Annotated in this window: 22 protein-coding genes; 7 read left to right on the top strand and 15 right to left on the bottom strand. The window is 69.9% G+C overall.

Translation table 11 applies throughout. The annotated features are described in order from the left end of the window. Nucleotides 1-113: 113 nt before the first annotated feature. A complete protein-coding gene (locus JOC24_RS07215) occupies nucleotides 114-2564 on the top strand; it encodes a helicase-associated domain-containing protein (protein WP_205019356.1) in 2451 nt (816 codons plus the stop codon). Between the two features lie 101 nt (nucleotides 2565-2665). Further along, nucleotides 2666-3571, top strand: a complete 906-nt coding sequence (locus JOC24_RS07210; protein ID WP_205019248.1) for a phosphorothioated DNA-binding restriction endonuclease — start codon at nucleotides 2666-2668, stop codon at nucleotides 3569-3571. A 181-nt stretch (nucleotides 3572-3752) separates the two neighbouring features. Here JOC24_RS07210 and JOC24_RS07205 read toward each other — a convergent pair whose 3' ends face one another. Both JOC24_RS07205 and JOC24_RS07200 read right to left on the bottom strand, forming a co-directional pair. Continuing rightward, on the bottom strand, nucleotides 3753-4157 hold the full coding sequence (locus tag JOC24_RS07205) for a type II toxin-antitoxin system VapC family toxin (RefSeq protein WP_065849249.1): 405 nt from the start codon (nucleotides 4155-4157) through the stop codon (nucleotides 3753-3755). Continuing rightward, nucleotides 4154-4438, bottom strand: coding sequence for a type II toxin-antitoxin system Phd/YefM family antitoxin (locus JOC24_RS07200; protein ID WP_031097329.1), 285 nt, complete (start codon nucleotides 4436-4438; stop codon nucleotides 4154-4156). Before JOC24_RS07200 ends, JOC24_RS07205 begins: the two co-directional genes overlap by 4 nt. A 777-nt stretch (nucleotides 4439-5215) precedes the next feature. Here JOC24_RS07200 and JOC24_RS07195 point away from each other — a divergent pair. After that, nucleotides 5216-6256: an IS30 family transposase gene (locus JOC24_RS07195; protein WP_205019355.1), complete on the top strand. Its 1041-nt coding sequence runs from the start codon at nucleotides 5216-5218 to the stop codon at nucleotides 6254-6256. 225 nt (nucleotides 6257-6481) lie between these two features. Here the strand turns inward: JOC24_RS07195 and JOC24_RS07190 are convergent, their stop codons facing one another. The 6 genes from JOC24_RS07190 to JOC24_RS07165 form a co-directional block, all read right to left on the bottom strand. After that, nucleotides 6482-7891, bottom strand: a complete 1410-nt coding sequence (locus JOC24_RS07190; protein ID WP_205019354.1) for an oxygenase MpaB family protein — start codon at nucleotides 7889-7891, stop codon at nucleotides 6482-6484. A gap of 125 nt (nucleotides 7892-8016) precedes the next feature. Further along, nucleotides 8017-8880, bottom strand: coding sequence for a polyprenyl diphosphate synthase (gene uppS / locus JOC24_RS07185; RefSeq protein WP_205019247.1), 864 nt, complete (start codon nucleotides 8878-8880; stop codon nucleotides 8017-8019). A 952-nt stretch (nucleotides 8881-9832) separates the two neighbouring features. Beyond that, nucleotides 9833-10246 carry a DNA-binding protein gene (locus JOC24_RS07180; protein WP_205019246.1) on the bottom strand — a complete coding sequence of 138 codons (414 nt, stop codon included), beginning with the start codon at nucleotides 10244-10246 and terminating at the stop codon, nucleotides 9833-9835. Continuing rightward, a complete protein-coding gene (locus JOC24_RS07175) occupies nucleotides 10228-10512 on the bottom strand; it encodes a hypothetical protein (protein WP_205019245.1) in 285 nt (94 codons plus the stop codon). The genes JOC24_RS07180 and JOC24_RS07175 overlap by 19 nt, the downstream gene beginning before the upstream one ends. 866 nt (nucleotides 10513-11378) lie before the next feature. Then, a complete protein-coding gene (locus JOC24_RS34150) occupies nucleotides 11379-11699 on the bottom strand; it encodes a hypothetical protein (protein WP_374104480.1) in 321 nt (106 codons plus the stop codon). A 657-nt stretch (nucleotides 11700-12356) separates the two neighbouring features. Beyond that, nucleotides 12357-12866 (bottom strand): peptidoglycan-binding domain-containing protein, encoded by a 510-nt coding sequence (locus JOC24_RS07165; protein WP_205019244.1) that lies wholly within the window; start codon nucleotides 12864-12866, stop codon nucleotides 12357-12359. Between the two features lie 423 nt (nucleotides 12867-13289). Here JOC24_RS07165 and JOC24_RS07160 point away from each other — a divergent pair, with 423 nt between their 5' ends. The 3 genes from JOC24_RS07160 to JOC24_RS07150 all read left to right on the top strand — a co-directional run bounded on the left by JOC24_RS07160 (nucleotide 13290) and on the right by JOC24_RS07150 (nucleotide 16981). Beyond that, entirely contained in the window at nucleotides 13290-14111 is an 822-nt protein-coding gene (locus tag JOC24_RS07160; RefSeq protein ID WP_205019243.1) for a peptidoglycan-binding protein, read from the top strand. After that, on the top strand, nucleotides 14108-15082 hold the full coding sequence (locus tag JOC24_RS07155; protein WP_205019242.1) for a helix-turn-helix domain-containing protein: 975 nt from the start codon (nucleotides 14108-14110) through the stop codon (nucleotides 15080-15082). Before JOC24_RS07160 ends, JOC24_RS07155 begins: the two co-directional genes overlap by 4 nt. A 1122-nt stretch (nucleotides 15083-16204) precedes the next feature. Next, nucleotides 16205-16981 (top strand): SDR family NAD(P)-dependent oxidoreductase, encoded by a 777-nt coding sequence (locus JOC24_RS07150; protein WP_205019241.1) that lies wholly within the window; start codon nucleotides 16205-16207, stop codon nucleotides 16979-16981. 271 nt (nucleotides 16982-17252) lie between these two features. Here the strand turns inward: JOC24_RS07150 and JOC24_RS07145 are convergent, their stop codons facing one another. The 5 genes from JOC24_RS07145 to JOC24_RS07125 all read right to left on the bottom strand — a co-directional run bounded on the left by JOC24_RS07145 (nucleotide 17253) and on the right by JOC24_RS07125 (nucleotide 20415). Then, nucleotides 17253-17798 (bottom strand): GNAT family N-acetyltransferase, encoded by a 546-nt coding sequence (locus JOC24_RS07145; protein ID WP_205019240.1) that lies wholly within the window; start codon nucleotides 17796-17798, stop codon nucleotides 17253-17255. A 325-nt stretch (nucleotides 17799-18123) separates the two neighbouring features. Then, nucleotides 18124-18534, bottom strand: coding sequence for a VOC family protein (locus JOC24_RS07140; RefSeq protein WP_205019239.1), 411 nt, complete (start codon nucleotides 18532-18534; stop codon nucleotides 18124-18126). 5 nt (nucleotides 18535-18539) lie between these two features. Next, nucleotides 18540-18989, bottom strand: a complete 450-nt coding sequence (locus JOC24_RS07135; protein ID WP_205019238.1) for a helix-turn-helix transcriptional regulator — start codon at nucleotides 18987-18989, stop codon at nucleotides 18540-18542. A gap of 87 nt (nucleotides 18990-19076) precedes the next feature. Then, nucleotides 19077-19691 (bottom strand): VOC family protein, encoded by a 615-nt coding sequence (locus JOC24_RS07130; RefSeq protein WP_205019237.1) that lies wholly within the window; start codon nucleotides 19689-19691, stop codon nucleotides 19077-19079. 247 nt (nucleotides 19692-19938) lie between these two features. After that, nucleotides 19939-20415: an RrF2 family transcriptional regulator gene (locus tag JOC24_RS07125; RefSeq protein WP_205019353.1), complete on the bottom strand. Its 477-nt coding sequence runs from the start codon at nucleotides 20413-20415 to the stop codon at nucleotides 19939-19941. A gap of 148 nt (nucleotides 20416-20563) precedes the next feature. Between JOC24_RS07125 and JOC24_RS07120 the strand changes: the two genes are divergently transcribed. Beyond that, the gene (locus JOC24_RS07120) at nucleotides 20564-21298 is read left to right on the top strand and encodes an SDR family oxidoreductase (RefSeq protein WP_205019236.1); all 735 of its coding nucleotides are present in this window, start codon (nucleotides 20564-20566) and stop codon (nucleotides 21296-21298) included. Nucleotides 21299-21403: 105 nt separating this feature from the next. Here JOC24_RS07120 and JOC24_RS07115 read toward each other — a convergent pair whose 3' ends face one another. Continuing rightward, nucleotides 21404-22153 carry an IclR family transcriptional regulator gene (locus JOC24_RS07115; RefSeq protein ID WP_205019235.1) on the bottom strand — a complete coding sequence of 250 codons (750 nt, stop codon included), beginning with the start codon at nucleotides 22151-22153 and terminating at the stop codon, nucleotides 21404-21406. Between the two features lie 86 nt (nucleotides 22154-22239). After that, nucleotides 22240-25839, bottom strand: a complete 3600-nt coding sequence (cobN, locus tag JOC24_RS07110; RefSeq protein WP_205019234.1) for a cobaltochelatase subunit CobN — start codon at nucleotides 25837-25839, stop codon at nucleotides 22240-22242. Nucleotides 25840-25908: the final 69 nt, after the last annotated feature.

Genomic DNA, 25908 nt, shown 5'->3' with positions numbered 1-25908 from the left:
GCGGGTTTCTGCCGACTCAGGACGCAGGCGTCCCCCGCGATCCGCCATTCTGGCTTTGTGCAGGACCGATTCCGGTCGGAGACCACCGGCACTCGTCTCTGTGAGGTGTCCCCATCGGCAAGCCCAGCGGATCAACTCTGGCCACGTGGCTGAGTGATCTGGAAGTCGACCGGCTCGAGCGGGTCCTGGCAGCTCGCCCGGATGCCGTGTCACCGCCGGAACCACGATCGTTCGGCGAACTCGCGGACCGCCTTCAGCGCCCGGCGTCGGTGGCCCCGGTGCTGCCCGGACTCGCGCTGCCACACCTGCAGGTAGCCGAGGCACTGGCGGCATCGGGGCCCGTTCCATGTGCCGCCCTGGCCGATCTGCTGGATGCGACCGGAACGGAGAGCACTCGCTGGCTGGACGCGGCCTTGGAGGCGCTGGCCGACCGCGCACTCGTCTGGCCGGACGGCGAAGGGCTGCTGCGCATGGCGGCGCCGTTGCGGCAGGCGTGGGACTCGCCGCTGGGGCTGGACGCTCCGCTCACCCGGCTACTGGCGGACACGACCTCCGAGGAACTGCGCCGCATGCTGGTGGCCCTGGGCATCCCGTCGCCCGGCACCACCAAGAAGCATCGGCTGACCGCCTTGCTGGAACACCACAGCAATCCGGAGCGGGTGGCCGCGGTTATCACTTCGGCACCTGCGTCCACCCGGAAGCTGCTTGAGCGGCGAGCGTCTCACCAGCGTGAACAGGCTCAATCACCGACGCGTTTGATCACGTTCAGGGCCCCGTCGGCCGACTCCGAGGCGGGTGCGCACTGGGCACTGGAGCGGGGACTGCTGGTCCAGGACCGGTACTCCGGGTACGGATCCACACGCATGCCCGCCGAGGTGGCGCTCGCACTGCGCGGAGTCGGCTGGCACGCCCCCTTCGATCCCGTCCCGCCCGCCGTGCGGACGGCGTCCGTCACCTCGGCGGAAGTGGACCGGGAGGCGGCGGCAGCCGCCACGGCGTTCGCCGCACATGCCGCGTCGGTTCTGGCGACGTGCTCCGCTGCTCCACCGGTCCTGCTGAAGTCCGGCGGGGTCGGAGCACGTGAACTGTCCCGGATCAGCAAGGCGGCGCAGTGCGACGACATCGTCGTACGTCTTGTTCTGGAGACGGCGCACGAAGCCGGGCTGCTGGCCCAGGACGGCGACCGGGTCGCGGCAACGGACGGATACGACACCTGGGCGGAACGCGAACCGGCGGAGCAGCTCACCGCCCTTCTCCACGCCTGGCGGACGCTGCCGCTGACTCCGGCCCAGGCCCGCGACGAGGACGGCAAGGTACTGCCCGCGCTCGCCGGAACACCGCCCTGCGGCGGCTGTATACAGGCCCGAGAGGGGCTCCTCGCCGCCGCAGCGGAGTTCCCAGCGCACCGGGGAGTGCACAGCCCCGCGGAACTGGGGCCGATGGTTGCCTGGCACCGCCCGCTCGCCGAGCAACTCCCCCAGGACACAACGCCCTTCGCTACCGCAATCCGGGAAGCGGAACTGCTCGGGGTCGTCGCCCGCGGCTGCCTGTCCCCCCTCGGTGCCGCTCTGCGGGCCGACGACACCGAAGCCGCCGAAACGCTCGCCGCTGCCTGTGAGCGGCTGCTGCCGGCAGCCACCAGGGCAGCCTGTTTCGGCGCGGACCTCACCGCCGTTGTCACCGGCACACCGTCCGCCCGCCTCGCCGCACTGCTGGACACCGTCGCGGACAAGGAAGTCGGTGGCACGGCATCGGTGTGGCGGTTCAGCCCCACAACCGTTCGCCGTGCCCTGGACACGGGCCGCACGGCGGATGCCATCGCGGCCGACCTGGGCGCCGTCGCGGTCGGCGCCCTGCCCCAGCCGCTGTTGTACCTGATCAACGACTCCGCACGCACTCACGGCCGTGTGCGCATCGCCCCCGCTTCCTGTGTGATCCATGGTGAAGAAGCCGCCCTCCTCGCCGAACTCGTCACTCACAGAAAGCTCGCCGCCCTCGGCCTACGCGTGTTGGCACCGACCGTGCTGGTCAGCCGGACCCCACTCGACAAGACCCTCGCCGCGCTCCGGGCCGCCGGCTACGCACCCGTCGCCGAGAGGGCCGACGGAACCGTACGCGTCGAGAAGACCCGGCGTCGGCGTGCCGCCGCCCCGGTGCCAGTCCCACCACTCACAGGACAGCGGCAGCGATCCGTCCCGACGGTGACTCGGATGACTCCGGTAACCGTCGACCTGAGCACGCTGGCCGCCAGGCTGCGGGCCGCCCCGCCGGCACTCCCGGCTCCCGACCCGTTCGGCACCGGGGTCCCCTACGGCACGGACACCGAGGAGATCGTCGCCGCGTACGCGAAGAACCTGGCGTACAGCGATGTCCGCCAGCTCGCCCATGCCGTCGACGTCGGCACAGCCATCACGGTCGAGTACGTCGCCGCCTCGGGAAACCGGACCGTACGTATCCTCAGCGAGCTCGTGCTCGACCCGCCCTACCTGTCCGCCTGGTGCCACCTGCGCGACGACGAACGGGTCTTCACCCTCTCCCGCATCCACGGCATCATGCCCGGGTAGCCGGGATCCGTGCCGTGGCTCGGTGTTCGGCCGGTCACTGCGGCCATGCGCCACGCCCCGCCACCAGGCACGGCGACGAGCCGCCCTTACGATCGCCGACCATGGACTGGGTCGAGCGCACCGCGCAGTTGAGGCAGTGGACCAGGAGCGGGGCGCGGGCTCCGCACAAGCCGTTGCTGTTCCTGTACGCGCTCAGCCGGTTCCAGCAGGACGCCGACGACGAGCTGCGGTACAGCACGGTGGAGCAGGACCTGCGGCGGCTGCTCGCCGAGTACGGTCCTGGGAACCGGACGACGCCCGCCTATCCCTTCCATCATCTGGTGAGTGACGGCGTGTGGGAGGTGCGCACCGAGCGCGGTCCGGGCAGCCCCGGGACCGGGGTCAGGGAGCTGCGCGCAACCGGCGCCGCTGGGCGGCTGACGCCGGAGCTACGGGCGGCGCTGCGGCGGGATCCGCCCCTGCTCGGCCGAATGACACGCGTACTCCTCGATCTGAACTTCCCGCCCTCCCTCCACGGCGAGCTGTGCGAAGCCGTCGGCCTGGAACTGGAGGAGGCCGAGACCGGACTGGTCTCGGCCAAGCGCAGGCAGCGGGACCGGCGTATGCGGGAGATGGTCCTGACGGCTTACGAGTACCAGTGCGCCTTCTGCGGGTACGACGGCAGGATCGGCGCGGTGCCGGTCGGGCTTGAGGCCGCCCATGTCCGCTGGTGGGCGTTCGACGGACCGGACGACCTCGACAACGGGCTGTGCCTGTGCTCGCTGCACCACAAGCTGTTCGACAAAGGCGTACTCGGTCTCGGCGAGGGCCGTGGCGAGGGCCACCGCATCCTGGTCTCACAGAGCTTCGTCGGCCGCAGCACCGCCGCCCGCGAGCACGTCATCACACTCGCCGGCCGTCCGGTCATCGGCCCCCAGTCGGGCGTCCGCCCCATCGCCGCCGCCCATCGTTCCTGGCACACCAGTCAGGTCTTCCAAGGCAGCCCACGTCCCGCCGCGACCGCCTGAACGCCGACCTGGCGGTCACGCAAGCAGGTGGACCCCGCAGTACGTCGGCCATCACGCTTGGGGTGGTAGCTCCAGGCGGAGCAGGCCCCCCGAGCGGCACCGATCCACTGCGCGGCTCACAGGGTCCCGATCACCGGGACTGTCACTGCGGACGGCGAGCCCTCTCCACCGAGCGGGAAACTCACACCGAGATGACCTCGACGCCCTGATCCAGCCCCTTGAAGTCATCGGCGTTCCGCGTGAAGAGCGGGAGGCCCTGGGCGGCAGCGGTAGCGGCGATCATCAGATCCATGCGTCGGGGACGAGGATTGCGATTCGCCTTGACCGTGAGGGCGACCAGCGTCCCGAACCGGCGGGCAGCCTCCCGGTCGAAGGGAACGGCTGCGAATTCCGCTTCCACGTCGGCCAGGCGTTGCGCTCGCGCCATCATCTCCGCCGGGTCCTTCGTCATTGCCACGCCCTGCGCCAACTCCGCCAGGACGACCGAGGAGACAGCCGCCTCCACGGGCAGGAGGCTCGAGTCGATCAGGGGCAGATCGATGACGACGCACGTGTCCAAGAGTCCGCGCTGCACTCTGTCTGTCATGTGCGGTCCCACGGATTGCCGTCGCCATCGATATCGATGCGGTCCTCGGAGCCAAAAAATTCGTCCGCTTCCGTACGCATCCGGGCGGCGTCGCTCCGGGGCGCGTGGCGCCACTTCCGCTGGAGTTCCTCCACCGGGACGAAGCGACGCCTACTGCTGAGCGGGCGCACCTCCGCGATCTCGGCGCCGTTTCGGGTGACGTGGTACGTCTCACCCGCCTCCACGTCGTCGAGCACAGCCTTGGAGCGCGCGGCGAGCTCCCGCTGAGTGATGGTCTTCATGAAACCAGCGTATCGCGGCGTAATGCATTGTGCTACGGGGTGGCCGTACGGACGAGGGCACCGACAGCTCACTACCCGACCCGGTCAAGGCCTTACCGAAGGACCGCTTCCCACGAGCACGGCCAAGAGCGCTGCGAGCGGGACCAGGAAGTGGTCCCGCCGACGCCTGGTCTCAGTCCTGGTCTCATTCATCCTCGTCCAGCCGTGTCCGGACCGGGCCACTCCGAACGCCCCGCCTCAGGTCAGGACGGGTACGACCCCCAACGGACCCCCGTACAAACATTTGGAAAGCGTGTTGGGGGCAACCCCTCACGAGTTCGAATCTCGTATCCTCCGCCATTGCTCTCACCGGGCAATACGTCGAAGGCCCCCGCTGCTCTTGGGTTCTAACGGTCCTCGCAACACCCGCGATCTGTGGGAGTTGCGAGGACCGTGGCCGTTGAGTGTGCTGATCTTGCAGGGCTGCGGGAGCGCTTCCTTGAGCGGCTGGATGTCGTGGGGAACGTGACCGTGGTGGCGCGTGAGCTGGGGGTGAACCCGAACACTGCATTCGGCTGGGCCCGGAAGGCCGGACTGAGTTCGCAGCGTCGGCGGCACCCAGGGCGCGAGAAGTACGAGCGGCTCCGGGCCGCCGGTGTCGCACGCCGGGTTGCAGCCCGGCAGGTCGGTGTGAACGAGCGCACGGCCAAGGACTGGGACTGGGGCGTCAAGAAGAGCCGCAACGGCCGAATCTATGCCGACGGGCGTCGTGTCGACTACGCGGCCGGGACCGTCACGATGTGCGGTGTGACCACAGCACCGGTGGGCCTGAGCGCCCTGGAGAAGCAGCTCCACCCCCGATTCCTGACCCTGGCCGAGCGCGAGAAGATCCGCGATCTGCGCGCGGCGGGGAAGTCGCTGAGGGCGATCGGACGGGCCCTGGGACGGCCGGCGAGCACGGTCAAACGGGAGATCGACGCCAACTCGGGCAGCGAGGGCTACCAGCCCTACGCCGCCTACCGCGCCGCCGCAGCGCGCAGACCCCGGCCCAAGGAACGCAAACTGCTGCGCGAGGGACGGCTGCGCCGCTTCGTCCAGGACGGACTGCGCAGTCGATGGTCACCGGAGCAGATCTGCCACGCTCTACGCAAGGAGTGTCCCGACGACGAGAGCATGCGGGTGAGCGTGGAGACGGTCTACCAGGCGCTGTATTTCCAGGCCCGCGGCGGCCTGAAGCGGGAAGTGCAGGCCGCGATCCGCTCCGGGCGAACCCGCCGCAAGCCCCGCCGGGACCCTGAGCGGCGCATGCCCCGGTTCATCGACCCGATGGTGATGATCAGCGACCGTCCCGCCGCCGTCGAGGACCGGGCCGTGCCCGGTCACTGGGAAGGCGACCTGATCATCGGTGCGGGCGGGCGCTCCGCGATCGCCACCCTGGTCGAGCGGGCCACCCGCTACACCATGCTGGTCCACCTGCCGGGCGGAGCCCACGACGCCGAGACCGTCCGCGACGGCCTCGTCACCACGGTCCAGACCCTGCCCGCCCACCTGCGCGGCTCCCTCACCTGGGACCAGGGCAGCGAGATGGCACGCCACAAGCAGTTCAGCGTGGCCACCGGCATGCCCGTCTACTTCTGCGACCCCGCCAGCCCTTGGCAGCGCGGCTCGAACGAGAACACCAACGGACTCCTGCGCCAGTACTTCCCCAAGGGCACCGACCTGAGCGCCCACAGCCCCGAAGACCTCGAACACGTCGCCCAGGAACTCAACGGCCGCCCACGCAAAACGCTCGGCTGGGATACCCCAGCCGAGCGCCTACGTGATCTACTCACCACCTGAAACCAAGTGGTGTTGCGACGACCCCTGGAACCCAAGAGCTGCCGGGGGCCTTCGACGTTCAGTGGTTGCGGTTGCGCTCCGGTCGTCCTGGAGTCAGAGCCGCCGTCCTGATGGTGACGCCGGGCAGTACCGCACCGGACCCGCTACTCCCAGAACCTGCGCGACCGGAACCGTTGCCGAGAACCGCGCACCTGCGGTGTCGCGGTGATCGGGCTGTCCGAGGTTCTACGCGTCGGAGAGCAGTGGATCGTAGGAGGTCGAACGCTGACGCCCTGACATGAAGGAGAGGAAGTCCCGCACGAATGCGCTTCGGGAGTAACGCCCTCCGGCGTCCACCACGGATCGCCCGAAGCCTTTCCTGAACAGGACGCGGTACTCCTCGGCATCGATGAACTGATCGCCGTCCGCGTCGGTGACACCGAAGAGAACCTCGGCGACCCTGATCAGCGCCGGTCCTGCCAGGGACGGGGCTGCGGCCGCGTACTCCTCCTCGCTCACCCTGCCGTCACCGTCACTGTCCAGAGCCGCCTGAAGTTCCCTCCACCACGCGGCGAACGCGTCGTACAGCCGGGTCTCCTCCGGCTCGTCCAGGTCGAGACGGGAGCAGAGTTCCCGTGCCATGGCGGCGAGATCGGGCCAGTCCAGATAGCCGTCCCCGGTCTGGTCCAGCACCTCGGTGAAGAAGACGCGGGCACTGCGCCGGTTCTCGGTCCCGCCCGTACTGTCCTGCTGGGCCGGTACCGGTGTGATCAGCCGGATGAGCGCGCCGGCCCGTTTCACCCGGGCGCGCAAAGTGGTGAGCGCCTCGGCACAGGGGCCGTCGCCTTCCGGCGACAGCTGGAGCAGACTGACGAAGTTCTCCGTCCGGATCCAGTTGTCGGGAAGGGCGCGGGCCAGGCGGGCGGTCACGTAAGCACCCTGCATCAGGGTCTGGGCACCGGGAACCTCCGGCAGCCCCGCCCGGCGGCGGAAAACCTCGGGAAGGGAGGCAACGGTGATGGTGCCGATGACGGGCCCCGCCAGCGCGCGTCCGGTCGCCCAGACCGTGGGCAGACCTGCGAACAGCGGCGGTGCCGGTAGATGTTCGAAGAGCTTGAACAGGATGATGCGCAGCGCCTCTGTGTTCTGCAGTTCCTCCGCGACCATGCGGTCGTAGTACTTCCAGAACTCGTGCAAGGTGGGCGGGAGGTGGCCCGCCTCGTCCCCCAAGGCGGCGAGGAAGGCCTGGAACTCGGCGTAGAGCCGCTCCATGGTGATCTGGTCCAGGGGCTGCCCGCTCAATCGGCACATGGTGACGGAGCTCTCGAAGAGCGTCGCGACCACCCACGCCCGCACCTCGGGGTCCATGGCGTCGTAGGGCCGGTTCCTCGCGTCCGTGCCGCTCAGTCGCGTGTGCAGGCGGTTGAGCCGTGCCGCCTCCCGCTGCCGTGTGTGCTCGTCGGCTCCGAACATGCGCTGCAGGCTCACAAGAGTGTTGCTCAGCCGCCGCCACGGATGCACTACGAAGGAGGAGTTGTCGGCCAGTGCCGCGCCGATCTGCGGGTGGGCGGCCTCCAGCACCGTGGCCCTGACGACGGCCAGCGCCCAGCGGGGATCGTTGAAGAAACAGTGGAACTGCGATCCAGGGCCGAACAGGGATTCGGTCGGCGTTCCGGAGGCCTCCCGGCCGGGATCTCCGGACGGGCCTGTGGGCTCGGGGTCGTCGTACGGGCCCGTTGCGTCGGGGCCGGTCCTCGTGAAGCGGCTGCTGTCCGTGTCCTTCACCTGTGAGGCTCTCCATTCGCTTGCGGCGTCACGCCGCCGAAGCGGCGGTCGCGGCTTCGGTAGTCGTGCAGGCACTCCAGAAAGTGCGACGCACGGAAATCGGGCCACAGCACCGACGGGAAGATCCACTCGGCGTAGGCCACCTGCCAGAGCATGAAGTTGGAGATGCGCTGTTCGCCGGAGGTACGGATGACGAGGTCCACGTCAGGCGTATCGGGGACGGGCAGATGCGCGGCGAAGCGCGCTTGGTCGACGGCGTCGGCGGACACCCCGGCGCGGATGAGGGACCGCGCCGCGGAGACAATGTCCTGGCGCCCGCCGTGGTCGAACGCCACGGTCAGCGTCATGCCCCGATTGTTCTCGGTAAGTGTCATCAGGTCGGTGAACTCCTGGGCCAGGCGAACGGGGATCCTCGGATCCTCGGCTCCCAGGAATCGGCAGCGGATCCCGCGTGCGTACAGCAGAGGCGCGTGTTTGCGCACCACGCGGCTCACCAGACGCATGAGGAAGTCGATCTCCTCGCCCGGCCGTCGCCAGTTCTCGGTGGAGAAGGCGTACAGGCTGAGCCACTCGACCCCCGCCGACCGCGCAGCCTCGATGACGTCGATCACCGTCGTCTCCGCCGCCCGGTGCCCTGACGTACGTGGCAAGGAGCGCTGCTGCGCCCACCTGCCGTTCCCGTCCATCACGCACGCGACGTGGCGAGGCACCGGGCGCCGCCGCTCCTCCTCACCGGGCAGGCGGCGTGGTTGTACGGGAACCGCCGGTATGGCGGGGCCGGCCGACTGTGTGCCGACGCTGCCGGCCGGCTTACCCGTCGCATGCGCCTGACTGGATGGCCCTGCTCCGATGGATGTCATTGAAGCGCCCCCTTCGACTCGCGTCCGCAGGCTCCGCCGGGGCCGGGGCCCCGGTTGCGCACTGGCCGGAGCATCCCCCCTGCTGCTCCTCACCAGCAGAGTGCCGGTGTCCGGCCCACGGCGCATCGTGTTGCCCGCATATTCACCCGTAGCACGTCAGTCGGAGGGCACCGGCGCGTGGGAACGCTCCCCGCCACCCCGGACCGAGTGGGCGGCCTTCCCGCTCCGAGGGCGGTTTCATCGCCGCGAACGAGAACGACGACCCGGTAGTGCCGGCGCCAGGAGCGGGCATCGTCCCGGCGAGCGAAGCAGCCGCTCCACCTGTTCCGAGCGGCACCAGCTGATCACGGGGATGCGCCCTCCTTGAACCCGGCGCCGGACCGGCTCCGGCCCGCTGCGGCGCTCCCTGGGCTGACGAGGTGCACTACGCATGAAGTCCCGATCAACTCTGGCGACCTGGCTGAGCAGCCTCGACAGCTCTCGACCGGCACGCGTGCTCGTGACACGGAAGGAGTTGGCGGACCGTCTTCAGCGCCCGGGATCGGTGGCGCTGGCCCTGCCACGGCGGCGTACGGCCCCGAGGAAGTGCTCAGCGCCTGGCGTAAGGCATGAGCGGGGATGGCCTGCCGTGGTTGCGGTTCTGGCTGCATTCACCGACGTACAGCACCGTTCAGAATCCCACCAGCACCGCGTGCACCGCGCGTCAGAACCTTCCCGTACGCCCCAGAACTCCCAGGTGAACATTTGGAAAACGTGTTGGGGGCAACCCCTCACGAGTTCGAATCTCGTATCCTCCGCCATTGCTCTCACCGGGTAATACGTCGAAGGGCCCCGCAGCTTGCTGCGGGGCCCTTCGACGTTGCTGGTCTCAGTTCTGGTCTCATTCATTTCCGATATTCAATACATTTCAGGCATGCGGCGAACGTCCCCTCGTTCGGGTCCTGGGCGTCGGCTACACGGCGACGAGGCGCACTCTGTCGCCGCAGAGCTTCGTCATGTCGTCAATGTCCGAGGTGAGCATGACGACCGGGCGGCGCTGACGCAGCGCCATCTCGGCCACGGCAGCGTCGATGGCGTACTTGTGACCATGAAGCCCAGCATTGATCAGCATGGCTGAGGCGGCCTTGGCCTCCTCGTCACCGATGTGCACGATTCGCACGCCGGACAGGACCCAGGCGAGCCTCGCCTTATCTGTCCGGCGATACACCGCTTCGATGATGGTGAGTGCACTGATGACCACCTCCATGCCCCGCTTGCGGGCTTCCGCGATGAGGGCGACGACGGGCTCGTGATCACTGACAAACTTTGACAAACCCTCGCAGTCGAGAACGAGGGTGCCTTCGTGGCTCAGCTTGCGGCGGGCCACTGCCCCTCCTCAGCGAACACCTCGTCGAAGACCCGGCGTGCACGCTCCTGCTCGCGCTCGGAGATCGCCCCCTGACGGCGTTCGTAGTCGGCCAGGTACTCATCCAGGATCTGACCGCGCAGCTCGCGCTCCACCGCTTCGGTGATGAACGCGGAAAACTCACGCTTGCCGACCCGTCGGCGAATCGCCTCCGCCGTCCCCTCGGGAAGGGAGAGACTGACCCTGGTCGCTGGCCCTTCGCCGACGCTGTAAGGAATCTCGCTCATGGAACAGACATTATCAAACAAGTAGGAATTTGGGCCCCGGGTGCAGAATCCGCCGAACGCCGCGAGCCACCCATCCGGCACCTCGTGGTCTCAGTTCTGGCCTCATTCGCCTACGTTCAGCCGCGTCCGGACGTCGCTGAACAATCCACTCCACCCCAGGTCAGGACGCCCCTACCCCTCCCCGAACCCGCAAACGAACATGTGGAAAGCGTGCTGGGGGCAACCCCTCACGAGTTCGAATCTCGTATCCTCCGCCATTGCTCTCACCGGGCAATACGCCGAAGGGCCCCGCAGCTTGCTGCGGGGCCCTTCGACGTTGCTGGTTGTAGTTCCGGCCTCGTCCAGCAGACATCACCGGCCAAGCGCCGCGACGAGCCACCACTGGGATCGTCGACCACGCACCGGGTCGAGCGCGCCTCGCGGTCGAGGCAGTGGACGAGGAAGCGGGACGCGGGCTCCGCACAGGCCGATGACCTACACCACCGTCCACGCCGCGGGGCAGGGCATCGACGCAGGCAGGAAGAACGTCGGCAGGCAGCCGAGCATCACCATCGGCACGCCCGGCCTTCCCCTCGCCGCGCTGGTCACGGTGTCTGGCGGGCGGGACTCCGTTGCGGCACCGCCCTGCTCGACCAGGTCGCACCGGCCACCCGGGCCTCCGCAACGTGCGGGGCGCCGGCGGTTACCGTCGGCACCTCGTCGAGCACGCCGCCACTCGGTATCGGCATGGAGGTCACCGCCCGCGAACCTGGGAGCAGGGGCCTTCACCCCGATCCCCCGGTGGGTGGGTGGTCGGGTTGCCGCCGCTATCGGCCCGACAGACGTGGTGCCGGCCGGCAGGAACGGTAAGGCGCATGCGCGTGGCTTCAGTTGGCCCAGACGACTGGGCTGTTCCTGTACGCGTCGCCCTCGTCGAACCTGGCGCCGGTGACGGGCGCTCCCGTCGTGGCGCTGAGCGCGCAGGTCTCGTACGAAGCGCCCTCGGTCTTGAACTCGGCGGGCGCGGTCTCGTTGTCGCATGTGCCCGGGATGCCGCCCATCAGTATGACGCCGGTGCCGCCGCCGCCTTCCAGCACGCCGTCCAGCTTCAGTGACGCGTACGACAGGTCGGTGCCGCCGACGTTCTCGACCTTCATCTTGATGAAGTAGGGCGTCATTCCCTTCGCCTTCTCGCCGAAGGCGGCCATGTCGGCCTCGGTGCCCTTCTCGATCGCCGTGACGGTCAGGGCGATGGTGCCTTTCTTGTCGCTCGTGTACTCGAACGGCAGGACGGCCCTGTCGCCGACCTAGAGCTTGGTCCCCGGCTCTGCGACGTCTCCCCCGGCCGGCGTGCCACCACCGTCCTTGCCGCTGTCGTCGGCAGCCGGGGTCTCACTGCTCGGCGTGGGCGAAGCCGACACCGAGGGCGAATCCTGCGCCGTCGGCCCCTCCTCATCGCCGCCGCAGGCCGAGAGTGCGCATCCCATGATGGCCAGAGAGGCCGCAAAAACTATCCGTCGCTTGTGCACTGTTTCCTCGCCGATATGAAGGCCGCCCCCTATGGAATCTTTGAACTTTCTCCTGGCCCGAGAATTGACCGACAACGCAGCCAGGCATGTCATGATGATTTTCTGGCGGCGTCCCGTCGTCGACTCACACCGAGCACATTCCGGGATGCGGCGGGCGCATCCCGGAATGAATACCCCGTGGTACGACTCAGGGATCTTCCTCCCAGCAGCCGCCTTTCAGGCCAGGCCCCTCGCGGCGGTGTCGTCTTTCCGCCGCGGCCTGAGAATCCACTGCGAGTCGACACCGCCTCTCGGGCAGGCCGGGCAACGTCATCGGATACGGCTCGGCCGGTTGCGTCAGAGCGTGGACGGGTTGCTGCAGGAGTTCAGCAGCGCACCACGGTCGTAATAGTGGGGCCACCGCATCTTCCCTCGCGTCTGGGGACCGTAGGCGCCGTCCGCGCTCCCTGCGAGGTTCAGCTTGTTGATCTGCAGCCACCTCACCGCCTCGACCACGCCGGTGCCGTAGACGCCGTCGACGCCACCGGAGTTGTGGATCTTCGTGGAGGCCCAGGTGCCGGGGTAGCAGATGGTGATGGCCTGCTGAAGAGCCTCGACTGCCGAGGAAGAACCCTCGTAGTAGCTCAGGTAGCAGGAGATCCCATTGCCTGAACGGGCCGGAATCTTGTAGTCGTTCTTCCCGCCGAGAGTGGGAACGTCACGCCACGAGGTGGTGTTGCAGGGCCCATAGGCGGCGTGGGCCGGGGTGGTCATCGCCGGGCTCGCCGTCAGGCCGGCGGCCATAAGGAGAGACAGCGCCCCCAGCACTCCGATGCGCATGTGGGGGGACATGGATACTCGTTGCACGATTCAATCCTTCTGGTCCGTGGTTTCGTTTCGGAGACGAATTCCTTCACGAACCTCTGATGAGGGTTCGTGAATGTCTCAGGGCCACCGTCAGCTTTCTGTCCGGCGTCTTGGGAAAACTCCTCTGAGGTGGCGTGACCGGCGACCTTCTCCGGCCGGCTCGGCAACAGACTGCGGGAGCGGCACGGCGGTCGGCTACAACTGCCGCGGAAGTGACCCCGTCCCGGGACGTCCCGCCTTCCGGCCTGCGGAGACGCCGACCGCCATGTCCGTGCGACGGGACAACGGCGCACGCCCGGTTCCGCACCTTGGCGGAGGCCCGCCAGGCTGTCGCGGCAAATCTGTGTCGCCCGTAACGACTGATGCAGAATGAGAGCGACGCATGGAGGCCGCGCCTGCGGTCCGGAACGTGATGGGAAAAGCGTGCCCCGCTGGAAGGAACTGCCCGCGCAACTGCCCCCGCCCGCACGTCAGCTGATCGTCCGGCTGCGCGGGCTGAAGGACCGGAGCGGGCTCAGCTCGCGGCAACTGGCCGCGCGGACCGGGTACAGCGCGAAGTCGTGGCAGAGATACCTGAACGGTAGGTCCCTGCCGCCGCAGGAGGCCGTGGCGGCGATGTCCCGGGTCGGCGGTGAGGATCCGGTCCGCCTGCTGGCACTGCGCGAGATCGCCGCCCAGCACTGGCTGGAGGGACGGCCGGTCGCGGCCCCGGCGTCCGAGAGCCCGGCCGCGGACCCGGCGTCCGAGCCGGCCTCGGCCCCGGCTCAGGTCCCCGGGGAGCGGCAGCCGTACGGGCGCCACCTGCGCGCCGCGCTGACCGCGGCGACCGTGGTCACCGTCCTGTCCGTCTCTGTGGCCCTCCTGCTGGCCGTGCGGCTCACCGAGGCCCGCACCCAGCTCGCCCACCAGCACGACGACGCGGTCGCGACCGCGCCGGCCACCGTGTCGGAGACCCTGGTCCCGGTCATCTACACCTGCCGCCTGGAGAGACGCGACGGCCGCTGGCAAGCGGGCCTGAGCCCGACCGCGGACGTGCTCCTCTCCAACACCCAGCTCGGCCTCGAAGTGGCCGAGGCCCAGTGCCTGCTACGCCGGGCGGGTACCGTTCCGGGGGACATCGACGGCATCTTCGGCCCGAAGACGCGACGAGCGGTCGAGCACCTGCAGAAGAGGAACGGGCTGATCGTGAACGGAGTCATCGACCCGCCCACCTGGAATGCACTGCGGGAGGCAGATCCGACGTGACCCCGGAACATACCCGGCTGGTCGCGGGGTTGCGGGACCTGCGGGCCGACGCGGGGCTGAGCCTGGCCGCGCTGGCGGAGCGGACGGCTTACAGCAAGTCCTCGTGGGAGCGCTACCTCAACGGCAAGGCCCTGCCTCCGCGCCAGGCCGTAGAGGAACTGTGCCGTCTCGCGCACCAGCCGCAGGGCCGGCTGCTGGCCCTCTGGGAGATCGCCGAGTTGCGCTGGAGCGGACGCGCGATGGCCACCCCCCAGCCCGCCCCTCCCTCTTCGGGGGACGGTCCGCCGCCACCGATCGTGGAGACAGCCACGGCCGAAGGGCCTCGGCGACGCCTTGGACGGACCAGGCTCCTGGTGCTGCTGGCGTCGGCCTACAGCGTGATCGTCGGTGGTGTCGGCGTCGTGCTGCTCCTCCTGCTGCCGGACTCCGAGGCGCCCAGGGACGAACCGTCGCCCTCTTCCGTCCCCTTCTCCTTCGCTCCGTTGTGCCACGGCGCCGCCTGCGAAGGGCGGGATCCGATGCGCTTGATCTGTGGCATCGACCCCGACACTCTCGCCGCGCACCGCACAGCCACCGGCGCCCACATCGAGCTTCGCCACAGCGAGAAGTGCGGTGCGAGCTGGGTACGAGCCTGGGGGGCCGAGATCGGAGACCAGGTGGACGTGACGGCGGACGGACCGACCCACACCGTGCGCATCGGGAACGCGGAGGATGCGGCGACCTTCGTCTACACCGAGATGACCGAGGTCACTTTCGGCGGCGCCGTCCGGGCCTGCTTCCGGCCGACGTCGGCCGACGGCGAGCGGGAGTGCTTCGAGGCCCGGGTGACCGAACCTCCCGCCAAGCCCCGGGCCCTCTCGCCCTCGGTCCATTCGGGCTCCGGCAGAGGGCAGGCCCGACCGACGCACGTCAGCGAGCGGCGGCTCGATGACGGCGCCGTTGCAGGTGGCCTTCTGCTGCGGTCCTCGTAGCTGGAGGCGCTGTGGTGCCGCCGTGAGTAGCCCCTTTCGCCGGCACCAGCCGATTCGAGAAAGGGAGCACGAAATGATTCAACCGGGTAGAGGTCGCCAGATCCTTCTCTTCGGCCTCCTCGCTGCACTCTGCGGCGCGCTCCTCCTGGTGCTTTCCTCAGGGACTTCGCCTGCTCTGGAACTCGGAGTACTGCTCGTTGCCGGCGGGGTGATCTGTGCGCCCGTGAGTCTGATCAGCAGGAACAAGGGGAAGGGAAAGGAATAGAAAGGCCTTCGGGCAGAAGCCATGCTGCTGTTTTCTCTCGGTGGGGTAGTTCCACTCAGAGTTGTGCGAGCAGTTGGAAACGGGCTTGACCGGTCTGTGGCGATCCCTGTTGGTTTCGGCCTGCCGGCGGCGTGACCGCCGGATGGTGATCGCTGCTCGATGGTTCAAGCGCGATCCGTAGTCCGTCCCTGGAAAGTGGCCCGAGGCTCGGGCCCACCGGACTCTTCAGTTCCTCCGAACGTCGAAGGTCCCGCAGCGAAACAGGCGTCAGAAGGAGGCATGTCGTCGTACGTGGCCGAGGCCCTGTGCTCCAGGCACGGGCAGCCTCCTCGACCCGCGGTGAGGAGCGAGAGATCGAGGCCCTGCGGGTTCTCGTCGTTCTTCAGCAATTCGTGCGCCGGAGCATCGGCCTGGTCGCCGGATCCTCGTTCAGGCAGCCGGACCGGCGGCACGTCATGAGCAACTCTGCTTCGGCCAGCAGGCCGTGTTCCGGCCGACAGTTCCCGAAGTCGGTGGTCCCCGTCGCCCGGACATGGCGCTCCTCCGTGCGGTCATGCGCGCCGGTGTGTGGAGTGCGCATCGCTGTGTGTCGCGTCTCGAGCGGCTCGGAGGCCGTTCAGGGACGGCCGATGCACTGATATCCACGTCCAGGTATCCCTGAGACCTCGCGGACAAACTGGTCTGCGAGGCACCGGAGTGTCAGTGTCGGTCCGATGAAGGGCGTCCACGTTTCGGTGGTGCCGGCACGGGTGGCCCCACCGCCTTCACCGCCTCCGCCGTCGGCATGTCCTCCCTGCTTCTCACTCGTCGGCCGTCGTGTCGATAGCCTTGGGCAAATCGAAGTCGGGGGAGGGTGCATGGCCGGGTTGAGCAGGCTCGACGGCAAGCGGGCTCTGGTGATCGGTGGTGGTGGGGCCGGGATAGGCCGGAGCATCGTCCGTGCCTGTGCGGCCGCCGGGGCGGCCGTGGTGGTGGTCGACGTGGATGGCGCACGGGCAGCCGAGGCGGCGGACGAGTTGCGTGCGGCCGGACATGTCGCGCATGCGCTGAGCGCCGACGTCCGCTCCCTCGAGCAGCTCGAAGCCATGATCACAGGCGCGGCCGAACGGCTCGGCGGACTGGACGTGCTGGTCACTGTGGTCGGTGGGCAAGTGGCGTTCGTACCCGCGGTCAAGCTGCATGAGATGGCCGACGAGGACTGGGACACCGTCTACGACGTGAACCTGCGCTACGTGGTTCGCGCGGTGCGGCACGTCCTGCGGCTGTTCCTGGAACAGGGCACCGGCGGGAACATCGTCAGCGTCGGCTCGGTCACCGGATTCATGGCCGCACCGAAGCAGGCCGGTTACGGCGCCGCCAAGGCCGGCCTGTACAGCCTGGCGCGGACGGTCGCGGCCGAGTACGCGGCCGACGACATCCGGATGAACATCGTGGCAGGTGGGGCGATCAACACCGCCGTCAACGCCAACTCCTCCGGCGAATGGGTCCCCGAGATCCCGGCGGGCCGCTTCGGCACGTCGGAGGAGATGGCTGCCGCGGCCGTCTACCTGGCCTCGGACGACGCGCGCTACATCACCGGTCAGCAGATCGTGCTGGACGGCGGCGTCTCGGTCCGCGGCCCCTTTCCCGAATAGGCGGACGGGGCGCCCCGGGCCTCCGGCAGCCCTCGGATCACCGGTGTTGCTGACCGCCTCGCAGGGGTCGTGCCTCGAAAGCGTGTGGGAGCCGGACCCTCACGGGTTCGGATCTCGCATCCTCCGCCATCGCTCGCACCGGGCGATACGTCGAAGGGCCCACCGTTCGCGGTGGGCCCTTCGGCCGCACGTCGGGGTCGCAGGCTTGCTCTCGGCTCGTCCCTGCCGGTCGCACACAGGCCCAGCTCCCGGGAGTCGCGCCGTCAGCCCGTCACGTGGTGGAGCTCAGGCCCCACGTCTGCAGGGCGTAGGAGCGTCCCTTCTCCTCCCCCTTGATCAGGGGAACGTCGAGCAGGCTGAAGCCCGCCTTGACGGCCACGCCCACGCTGGCGGCGTTCTCGGCCTCCAGTTCCAGAATGACCTGGTCCACGCCCAGCTGCTCGAAGGCGTACGCGGCCATCACCCGGACCGCGCGTGAGGCCAGTGCCTGGCCGCGGTGTGCCGGGCCGACCGCGTAGCCGATCTCCATGCCCTCGGGAGCGCGCCGCAGCATGACCTCGCCGAGTGGTGCGCGGCCGTCCGTGGTGATGGCGAGCAGGACGGCCGTGCCCTCCGCCCGCAGCTGCCGGTCCCGGTCGAGCCGTACGCGAGCGGCCGCTTCGTCGAAGGGGGAGACGATCGGTGTCCAGTACGCGATGTCCGCGTGGTCGAACAGATCCGGCATCGCGACCAGGTCCGCTTCGGTCCAGTCGCGCAGGACGAGGCCCTCCCCCGTGAGTTCGATCCGATCTGGAAAAGGCGACGTGGTGCTGCTCATGCTGGAGACCTCCCTGGCCTGTTCAGAACGACGCAGGATAACCGGGGGCAGCCGTCGGATCGCCAGAATTCGAGGGGCCCCTCGCGATGGCACGCCTGGCCCGTGCGAGCGGGGCACGAGCCCTGGGAGATGTGTCGCCGTCGTGCGGCCCCGAGCCCCGGTCGCCACGCACCGCCTCGGACTCGATCGGCCGGGCCGCGCGTACGACGAGCCGGCCGTCGGCCGCGTGCTGACGGCGCGGGTCGCCCGGCACGGGGCGGCCGACGGTTTCGGCCGCGGATGCCGGCGACCGGCCTCGTCGGCCGCAGTTACGGGCGCGCAGGGCTCAGCGCAGTTCCTGGATGCGGATCTGGTTGCCCGCGGGGTCACGGAAGGCGCAGTCGCGCACGCCGTACGGCTGCTCGGTCGGCTCCTGGATGACATCCGCGTCGCCGGCCTGCAGCCTCTCGAAGGTCCCGTCGAGGTCCTTGGTGGCCAGGAGGATCCATCCGTAGGTGCCCTTGGCCATCATCTCGACGACGGTGCGGCGCTCGTCCTCGGTGATGCCCGGGTCGGCGGCCGGAGGTGCCAGGAGGATGGACGTGCCGGGGCTGCCGGCGGGGCCGACCGTGATCCAGCGCATCCTGCCGGTTCCGACGTCGCTGCGGACCTCGAAACCCAGGGTGTCGCGGTAGAAGGCCAGCGAGGCGTCCGGGTCGTCGTGCGGGAGGACGCTCGTGTGAATGGTGATGTCCATGGCCGTCACGCTAGTGGCGGTTCGACGGGGCGCGCTTCTCGATTCCTGATCGGTCTGGTCACCTGCTTCGCCACGCAGGGCGGCACTCCGGCCGCTCCACTCGCCGCCTGGCGCCTGTACGCGCTCGGCGGCATGCCGACGAGTTCCGTGAAGCGTGTGCTGAAGGTGCCCAGCGACGAGCAGCCGACCTCGAAGCAGACCTCCGTGACGCTCAGGTCGCCACGCCGCAGGAGCGCCATCGCACGCTCGATCCGCCGCGTCATCAGATAGCCGTACGGCGACTCGCCGTAGGCGAGCCGGAACTGGCGGCTGAGGTGCCCGGCCGACATGCTCACGCCCCGGGCGAGCGCCTCGACGTCCAGCGGCCGCGCGTACTCCCGGTCCATCCGGTCGCGTACGCGGCGCAGCAGCGCCAGGTCGCGCAGATGCTGCGCCTCGGTGGGTCTGCTCGTCACGTGCGCGATCGTGCCACGCCGGCCCGGACTTGCCCAGTGTGTCCAGCCCGGCGGGTGGGCGCGCCGAGGAGGGAGGCCGGGCGCACCTCAGCCCGGTGTCTTCTCCCACCGGAAGCCGTCCGGGTCGGTGAAGGGGCCGTTGTCGCAGCCGATCGCGAGCCCGTGGGGTCCGGTCCCCTCGGGAGAGACCCCGGCGTCCTTGGCGAGGGCCTTACGGCCGTAGAGCGCCAGCTTGACGGGGCTCGACGGCATCTCGAAATCCACGTACTTGCGGCCGAAGCTCTTCCCCACGGTGAAGCCTCGGGCGACGTAGAACTTCTTGCCGGCGAGTACGTCCTCCACCCCGAGAAGCAGCACGATCTGGTCGATCTCCAGGGTGGCCGGCCCCTTGTCCTTCTTCGCGGAGGTCGCCACCTTCCAGAGCGCCCCGTCGGGGGCCCGCACGACACCGCCGTAGCCCCAGAGCGACTTCGTCGCCGGCTTCACCGTGGTGGCACCGGCAGCCACGGCCGCGTCGATCAGGCCGTTGACGGCGGAGGGCTGGGACACCACGAGCGACAGCGTGAACCCGCGGAAGCCGGTCGGCAGCGTCGTCGAGGCCCGGGCGCTCACCTGCGCGTCCAGGCCGAAGGCGGCTGCGTAGAAGCGGTCGGCGGCGTTGGGGTCTGCCGCGTCGAGGATGACGGATGTGATGGAAGCCATGGGAAGACGCTAAGTCCGGCCCCACAGCGAGCGCTTCTCGATTCCTGATCGATCCGGCCATTCGGCGCAGGGTCCGGACGTCATTCGCGTGATCGCGTCCGCGTGCACGCGGCCCGGGCCGGGCCCTGCCGGGCGCCCGTCGCCCCCGACGTCGTCCTCGTGACGGTAGCGCCGGGTCCGGTGCGGGACCGGGAGTCCCGGTCGGCGCGCGGGACCGGATCGGCTCTCCCTTCCGCCGATCAGGCGGTCAGGAGTCCTTGTCCGCGAGCCAGTTGCCGATACCGGCCATGGCCTGGGGCCCGTAGTCGGACTCGACGTCGTGGGCCACGTCCGCGATCGTGACCGCGGCCAGCGCCGCCCGCCAGGCCGCCTCCGCGGCCCCCATCGTGCGGGCGATCGCGCAGGGGGTGACACAGGCGGCAGCGGGAGTCGCCATGGGGCCTCGCTGCCGGATCTCCGTGCAGACGAAGGCGGGCGCGGGACCGTCGACGGCCTGGACGACGTCGAGGACGGTGATCGTCTCGGGGGCCCGGGTCAGGGCGTAGCCACCGGACTTGCCCTGGGTGGAGTGGATCAACCCGGCCCGTGACAGCGCCTGGAGCTGCTTCGCGAGGTAACTGCCGGAGACATCGTGCAGTTCGGCCAGCCGCGCGGCGGGGACCGGCTCGCGGCTGGCCGTGAGCACGGTGCAGCAGTGCAACGCCCACTCGACTCCGCCCGACATCTTCACCACTTCACAGTACCTCCCCATGCCCGGACACTCTCTGTCCGAGTATTGTCCCGGACAAGAAATATCCGAGTTTCCGGAGTAGGGTGATCGAGGTCGGATAATTCCGGCAAATCGCCCTCGTTCGCGCATGGGAAGGTACGACATGAAGATCGCAGTGCTCGGCGGAACCGGACTCATCGGTTCACAGGTGGTGCAGGACCTCAAGGCGGCCGGACACGAGGCGGTGCCGCACTCGCAGTCCACCGGCGTCGACCTCCTCACCGGGGAGGGCCTGTCGGCCGCCCTGGAGGGGGCCGACGTCGTCGTCAACGTGACCAACTCACCCACCTTCGACGAGGCGTCGCTCGACTTCTTCCGGAAGACGATGGACAACCTCCTCGCGGCCGCACGTGAACAGGGCGTCGGACACGCGGTGGCTCTCTCCATCGTCGGTGTGGAACAGGTGCCCCAGCTCGACTACTACCGCGCAAAGGTGCTCCAGGAGGACCTGCTCAAGGCCGGGCCCGTCCCGTACTCGATCGTCCGCGCCACGCAGTTCTTCGAGTTCATGGACGCGGTGCTGTCCTGGAGCGCCGACGAGAAGACCGTCCGGCTGCCCGCCACCCCGATCCAGCCGATCGCCGCAGCGGACGTGGCGGCGACAGTGGCGGAGGTCGCCGCGGGCCGTCCCCTCCAGGGCACCCTCGACGTCGCGGGTGCCGATGTCTTCACGCTCGACGAACTCGGCGGCATCACCCTCGCCGCACACGGTGACGAGCGCACCGTCGTCACGGACGGTACGGCGGGTATGTTCGCGGCCGTCCAGGGCGACGCGATCATCGCCGGACCCGCGGCACGCATCGCCCCGACCCGCTACCGCGACTGGCTGGCCGCCTGACCGCACCGGCCTGCGGCCTGACATGCCGTCTCGGCCCGGCACGCGACCAGCCGGCAGCGACCGGCGTGGGACCGGCCGGACCCGCCGCCGCCCCGGGTGCCGGCCTCAGAGATCGAAGGTGAGCCCCCGGCTCACCCGGTTCGCCGACGACAGCAGGCTCTCCCTGACCTGGCGGGTGCGGTACATCCGGTCCGCCCGGAAGGAGACCCCGAGCGAGCCGAGCTTGTCGCCCTTGTGGACGGGCACCGCGATGCACGTGGTGCCGAGGTCGTACTCCTCCCGGTCCATCACCACCGGTGCGGGCCTCGATGATTCGAGCTGCCGGATCAGCTCGTCCCGGTGCGTGATCGTACGAGGCGTGAGGTCGGCGAGTGCATGCCGCGCCAGGTAGTCGCGGCGTGCCTCGCCGTCCAGTTCGCGCAGCACGCACTTTCCGAGGGCCGTGGCGTGCCCGGCCTCCTCGAACCCCACCCAGAGGTCGACCCGGGGAGCCTGCGGGCCGTCGACTATCTCGGCGATCCGGATCTCACCCTCCTCGTAGAAGGTGAGGTAGGCGGCGGCGGACAGGTCGTCCCGCAGTGCCGCCAGCGCGGGGCGCACGAGATCGACCGCGCCGGGCCCGGAGTCCCCGTCACCCAGCCGGTCGCTCAGGATCAGGCCACCGTCGTCGAGCACGCGGAGGTAACCGTCGTCCGTGAGGGCCCGCACCGCTTCCAGGGCCGCCTCCAGGGGCAGCCCCGCCTCGCGCGCCAGCTGCTTCACGGGCGCGCCGCCCGCATGGGCCGCTACGGCTTCCAGCATGCGAAAGGCGTGCTGGACAGCGGCCATGGGCGTGTGGTCCGCCGGATCACCCATGCACCAAGCCTGAACCCTCGGCGGAGAGGCGGCAAGGCAGGGCCGCGGGGCACCCGGCCGGGTGCTGCTCCGGCCGGTGCCCCGCCTCAGTCCTCGCCCTCCAGGTCGCCTTCCGTCTCCAGGAAGACCTTGCGCAGTGCGTCGAGGACCGCCGGATCGGGCTTCGCCCACATGCCCCGGGACTCGGCCTCCAGGAGGCGCTCCGCGATGCCGTGGAGGGCCCACGGGTTGGCCTGCTGGAGGAACTCGCGGTTCGTCGGGTCCAGGACGTACGTCTCGGTGAGCTTGTCGTACATCCAGTCCGCGACCACGCCCGTCGTCGCGTCGTACCCGAAGAGGTAGTCGACCGTCGCGGCCAGCTCGAAGGCCCCCTTGTAGCCGTGGCGGCGCATCGCCTCGATCCACTTGGGGTTGACCACCCGGGCGCGGAAGACCCGGGACGTCTCCTCGACCAGCGTGCGGGTGCGCACCGTCTCGGGGCGGGTCGAGTCCCCGATGTACGCCTCGGGGGCGGTGCCCTTCAGCGCGCGCACGGTCGCGACCATGCCGCCGTGGTACTGGAAGTAGTCGTCCGAGTCCGCGATGTCGTGCTCACGGGTGTCGGTGTTCTTCGCCGCCACCGCGATCCGCTTGTACGCGGTCTCCATCTCGTCCCGCGCCGGACGACCGTCCAGCTCACGGCCGTAGGCGTAGCCGCCCCACACCGTGTAGACCTCGGCGAGGTCGGCGTCGGTGCGCCAGTCACGCGAGTCGATGAGCTGGAGCAGCCCGGCCCCGTACGTACCGGGCCGGGAGCCGAAGATCCGGGTGGTGGCACGCCGCTCGTCACCGTGTTCGGCGAGATCGGCCTGCGTGTGGGCGCGCACGAAGTTCCGCTCGGCCGGCTCGTCCAGCGAGGCCGCCAGGCGTACGGCGTCGTCGAGGAGGCCGATGGTGTGCGGGAAGGCGTCGCGGAAGAAGCCGGAGATGCGCAGCGTGACGTCGATACGGGGCCGCCCCAGCTCCTCGTACGGGATCGCCTCCAGACCGGTGACCCGCCGCGAGGCGTCGTCCCAGACGGGGCGGACGCCGAGCAGGGCGAACGCCTCGGCGATGTCGTCACCGGCGGTGCGCATCGCGCTGGTGCCCCACAGGGACAGGCCGACGGAGGTGGGCCAGTCGCCGTTGTCCGCGCGGTAGCGCTCCAGGAGCGAGTCCGCGAGGGCCTGGCCGGTCTCCCAGGCGAGGCGGGACGGGACGGCCTTCGGGTCGACGGAGTAGAAGTTCCGTCCGGTCGGCAGGACGTTCACCAGGCCGCGGAGCGGGGACCCGGACGGGCCGGCGGGGACGAAGCCGCCGTTCAGCGCGTGGACCGCGTGGTCCAGCTCGTCGGTCGTCGCGGCGAGGCGGGGGACGACCTCGCGGGCGGCGAAGTCGAGGATGTCGGCGACCGCCTGCGGGTGCCCGGCGGCCACACCGGCGACGGCGGCCGGGTCCCAGTCCGCGTCGTCCATCGCCTGGACGAGCGCGCGCGCCTTCTCCTCGGTCTCGTCGGCGGCGGTGCGGGTGGCGGCGGACTCGTCGAGGCCGAGTGCCTCGCGCAGACCGGGCAGCGAGGCCGTGCCGCCCCAGATCTGCCGGGCGCGCAGGACCGCGAGGACCAGGTTGACGCGGTCCTTGCCGGCCGGGGCGCCGCCCAGGACGTGCAGGCCGTCGCGGATCTGGACGTCCTTGATCTCACAGAGCCAGCCGTCGAGATGCATGATGAACTCGTCGAAGCCCTCGTCCTCGGGCCGGTTCTCCAGGCCCAGGTCGTGGTCGAGCTTCGCCGCCTGGATGAGGGTCCAGATCTGGGCGCGTACCGCCGGGAGCTTCGCCGGGTCCATCGCGGCGATCTGGGCGTGCTCGTCCAGGAGTTGTTCGAGGCGGGCGATGTCGCCGTAGCTGTCGGCGCGCGCCATCGGCGGCACGAGGTGGTCCACGAGGGTGGCGTGCACGCGGCGCTTGGCCTGGGTGCCCTCCCCGGGGTCGTTGACCAGGAACGGGTAGACCAGCGGCAGGTCGCCGAGCGCGGCGTCGGGACCGCAGGCGGCGGAGAGCCCGGCGTTCTTGCCGGGCAGCCACTCCAGGTTGCCGTGCTTGCCGAGGTGGATCATCGCGTCGGCGCCGAAGCCGTTGTCGTCGGCGGACGCGGCGATCCAGCGGTACGCGGCCAGGTAGTGGTGCGAGGGCGGGAGATCGGGGTCGTGGTAGATCGCGATCGGGTTCTCGCCGAAGCCGCGCGGCGGCTGGATGAGGATGAGCAGGTTGCCGCGGCGAAGGGCGGCGAGCACGATGTCGCCCTCGGGGTTGCGGGACCGGTCGAGGAACATCTCGCCGGGTGCCGGGCCCCAGTGCTCCTCCACGGCCTCGCGCAGTTCGGAGGGCAGCGTGGCGAACCAGCGGCGGTAGTCGGCGGCGGGGATCCTGACCGGGTTGCGGGCCAGTTGCTCCTCGGTGAGCCACTCCTGGTCGTGACCACCGGCCTCGATGAGCGCGTAGATCAGCTCGTCGCCGTCGCCGGAGACCAGGCCAGGGATCTCCTCCTCGGGGCCGAAGTCGTAGCCCTCCTCGCGGAGCCTGCGCAGCAGGGCGACGGCGCTGGCGGGGGTGTCGAGGCCGACCGCGTTGCCGATGCGGGAGTGCTTGGTCGGGTAGGCCGACAGGACCAGCGCGATCCGCTTCTCGGCCGCCGGGATGTGGCGGAGCCGCGCGTGGCGTACGGCGATCCCGGCGACCCTGGCGGCGCGCTCGGTGTCGGCGACGTACGCGGGCAGACCGTCCTCGTCGATCTCCTTGAAGGAGAACGGCACGGTGATCAGACGCCCGTCGAACTCCGGCACCGCGATCTGGGTGGCCGCGTCGAGCGGGGAGACGCCCTCGTCGTTCTCCTCCCAGGCGGCACGTGGGCTGGTGAGGCAGAGCGCCTGGAGGACCGGGACGTCGGGGCCGGTGAGGGCGCCCGCGTCCCAGGACTCGTCGTCCCCGCCGGCCGACGCGGTCGCGGGCTTGGTGCCACCGGCCGCGAGGACGGTGGTCACTATGGCGTCCGCTGCACGGAGTTCGTCGATGAGTTCCGGTTCGGGCGACCGGAGCGAGGCGACGTACAGCGGGAGGGGGCGGGCGCCCGCGTCCTCCACGGCCGCGCAGAGCGCCTCGACGAACGCGGTGTTCCCGCTCATGTGGTGGGCGCGGTAGTAGAGCACCGCGACGGTCGGGCCGGTGACGTCACGGGCGGTCCGCTCCAGCGGGCCCCACGCAGGGGCTGGGGCGGGCGGCTCGAAGCCGTGGCCGGTGAGCAGCACGGTGTCGGAGAGGAAGCGGGCCAGCTGCTCCAGGTTGGCGGGTCCGCCGTGCGCGAGGTAGGCATGCGCCTCCGCCGCGATGCCGATGGGCACGGTCGACGCGGCCATCAGCTGGGCGTCGGGGGCCTGTTCCCCGGTCAGTACGACGACGGGCCTGCCGGTGGCCAGCACCTGGTCCAGACCCTCCTGCCAGGCACGGACACCGCCGAGGAGGCGTACGACGACGAGGTCGGCCCCCTCCAGCAGCTGCGGGAGGTCGTCGAGGGCGAGCCGGGAGGGGTTGGCGTAGCGGTAGCTGACCGGTCCCTGCGCGGCACGGGCGCTGAGCAGGTCGGTGTCGGACGTCGACAGGAGCAGGATCATGCGGCGTCAGCCCTCCTCGGGGTGTCCACGCCCCGGGCAGTGTCGGATCGGCTGCTCGGGCGGGACCGA

Source organism: Streptomyces sp. HB132 (assembly GCF_016909575.1).
In the GTDB taxonomy this organism is placed as follows: domain Bacteria; phylum Actinomycetota; class Actinomycetes; order Streptomycetales; family Streptomycetaceae; genus Streptomyces.
This window is presented reverse-complemented; position numbering and strand designations above follow the sequence as displayed.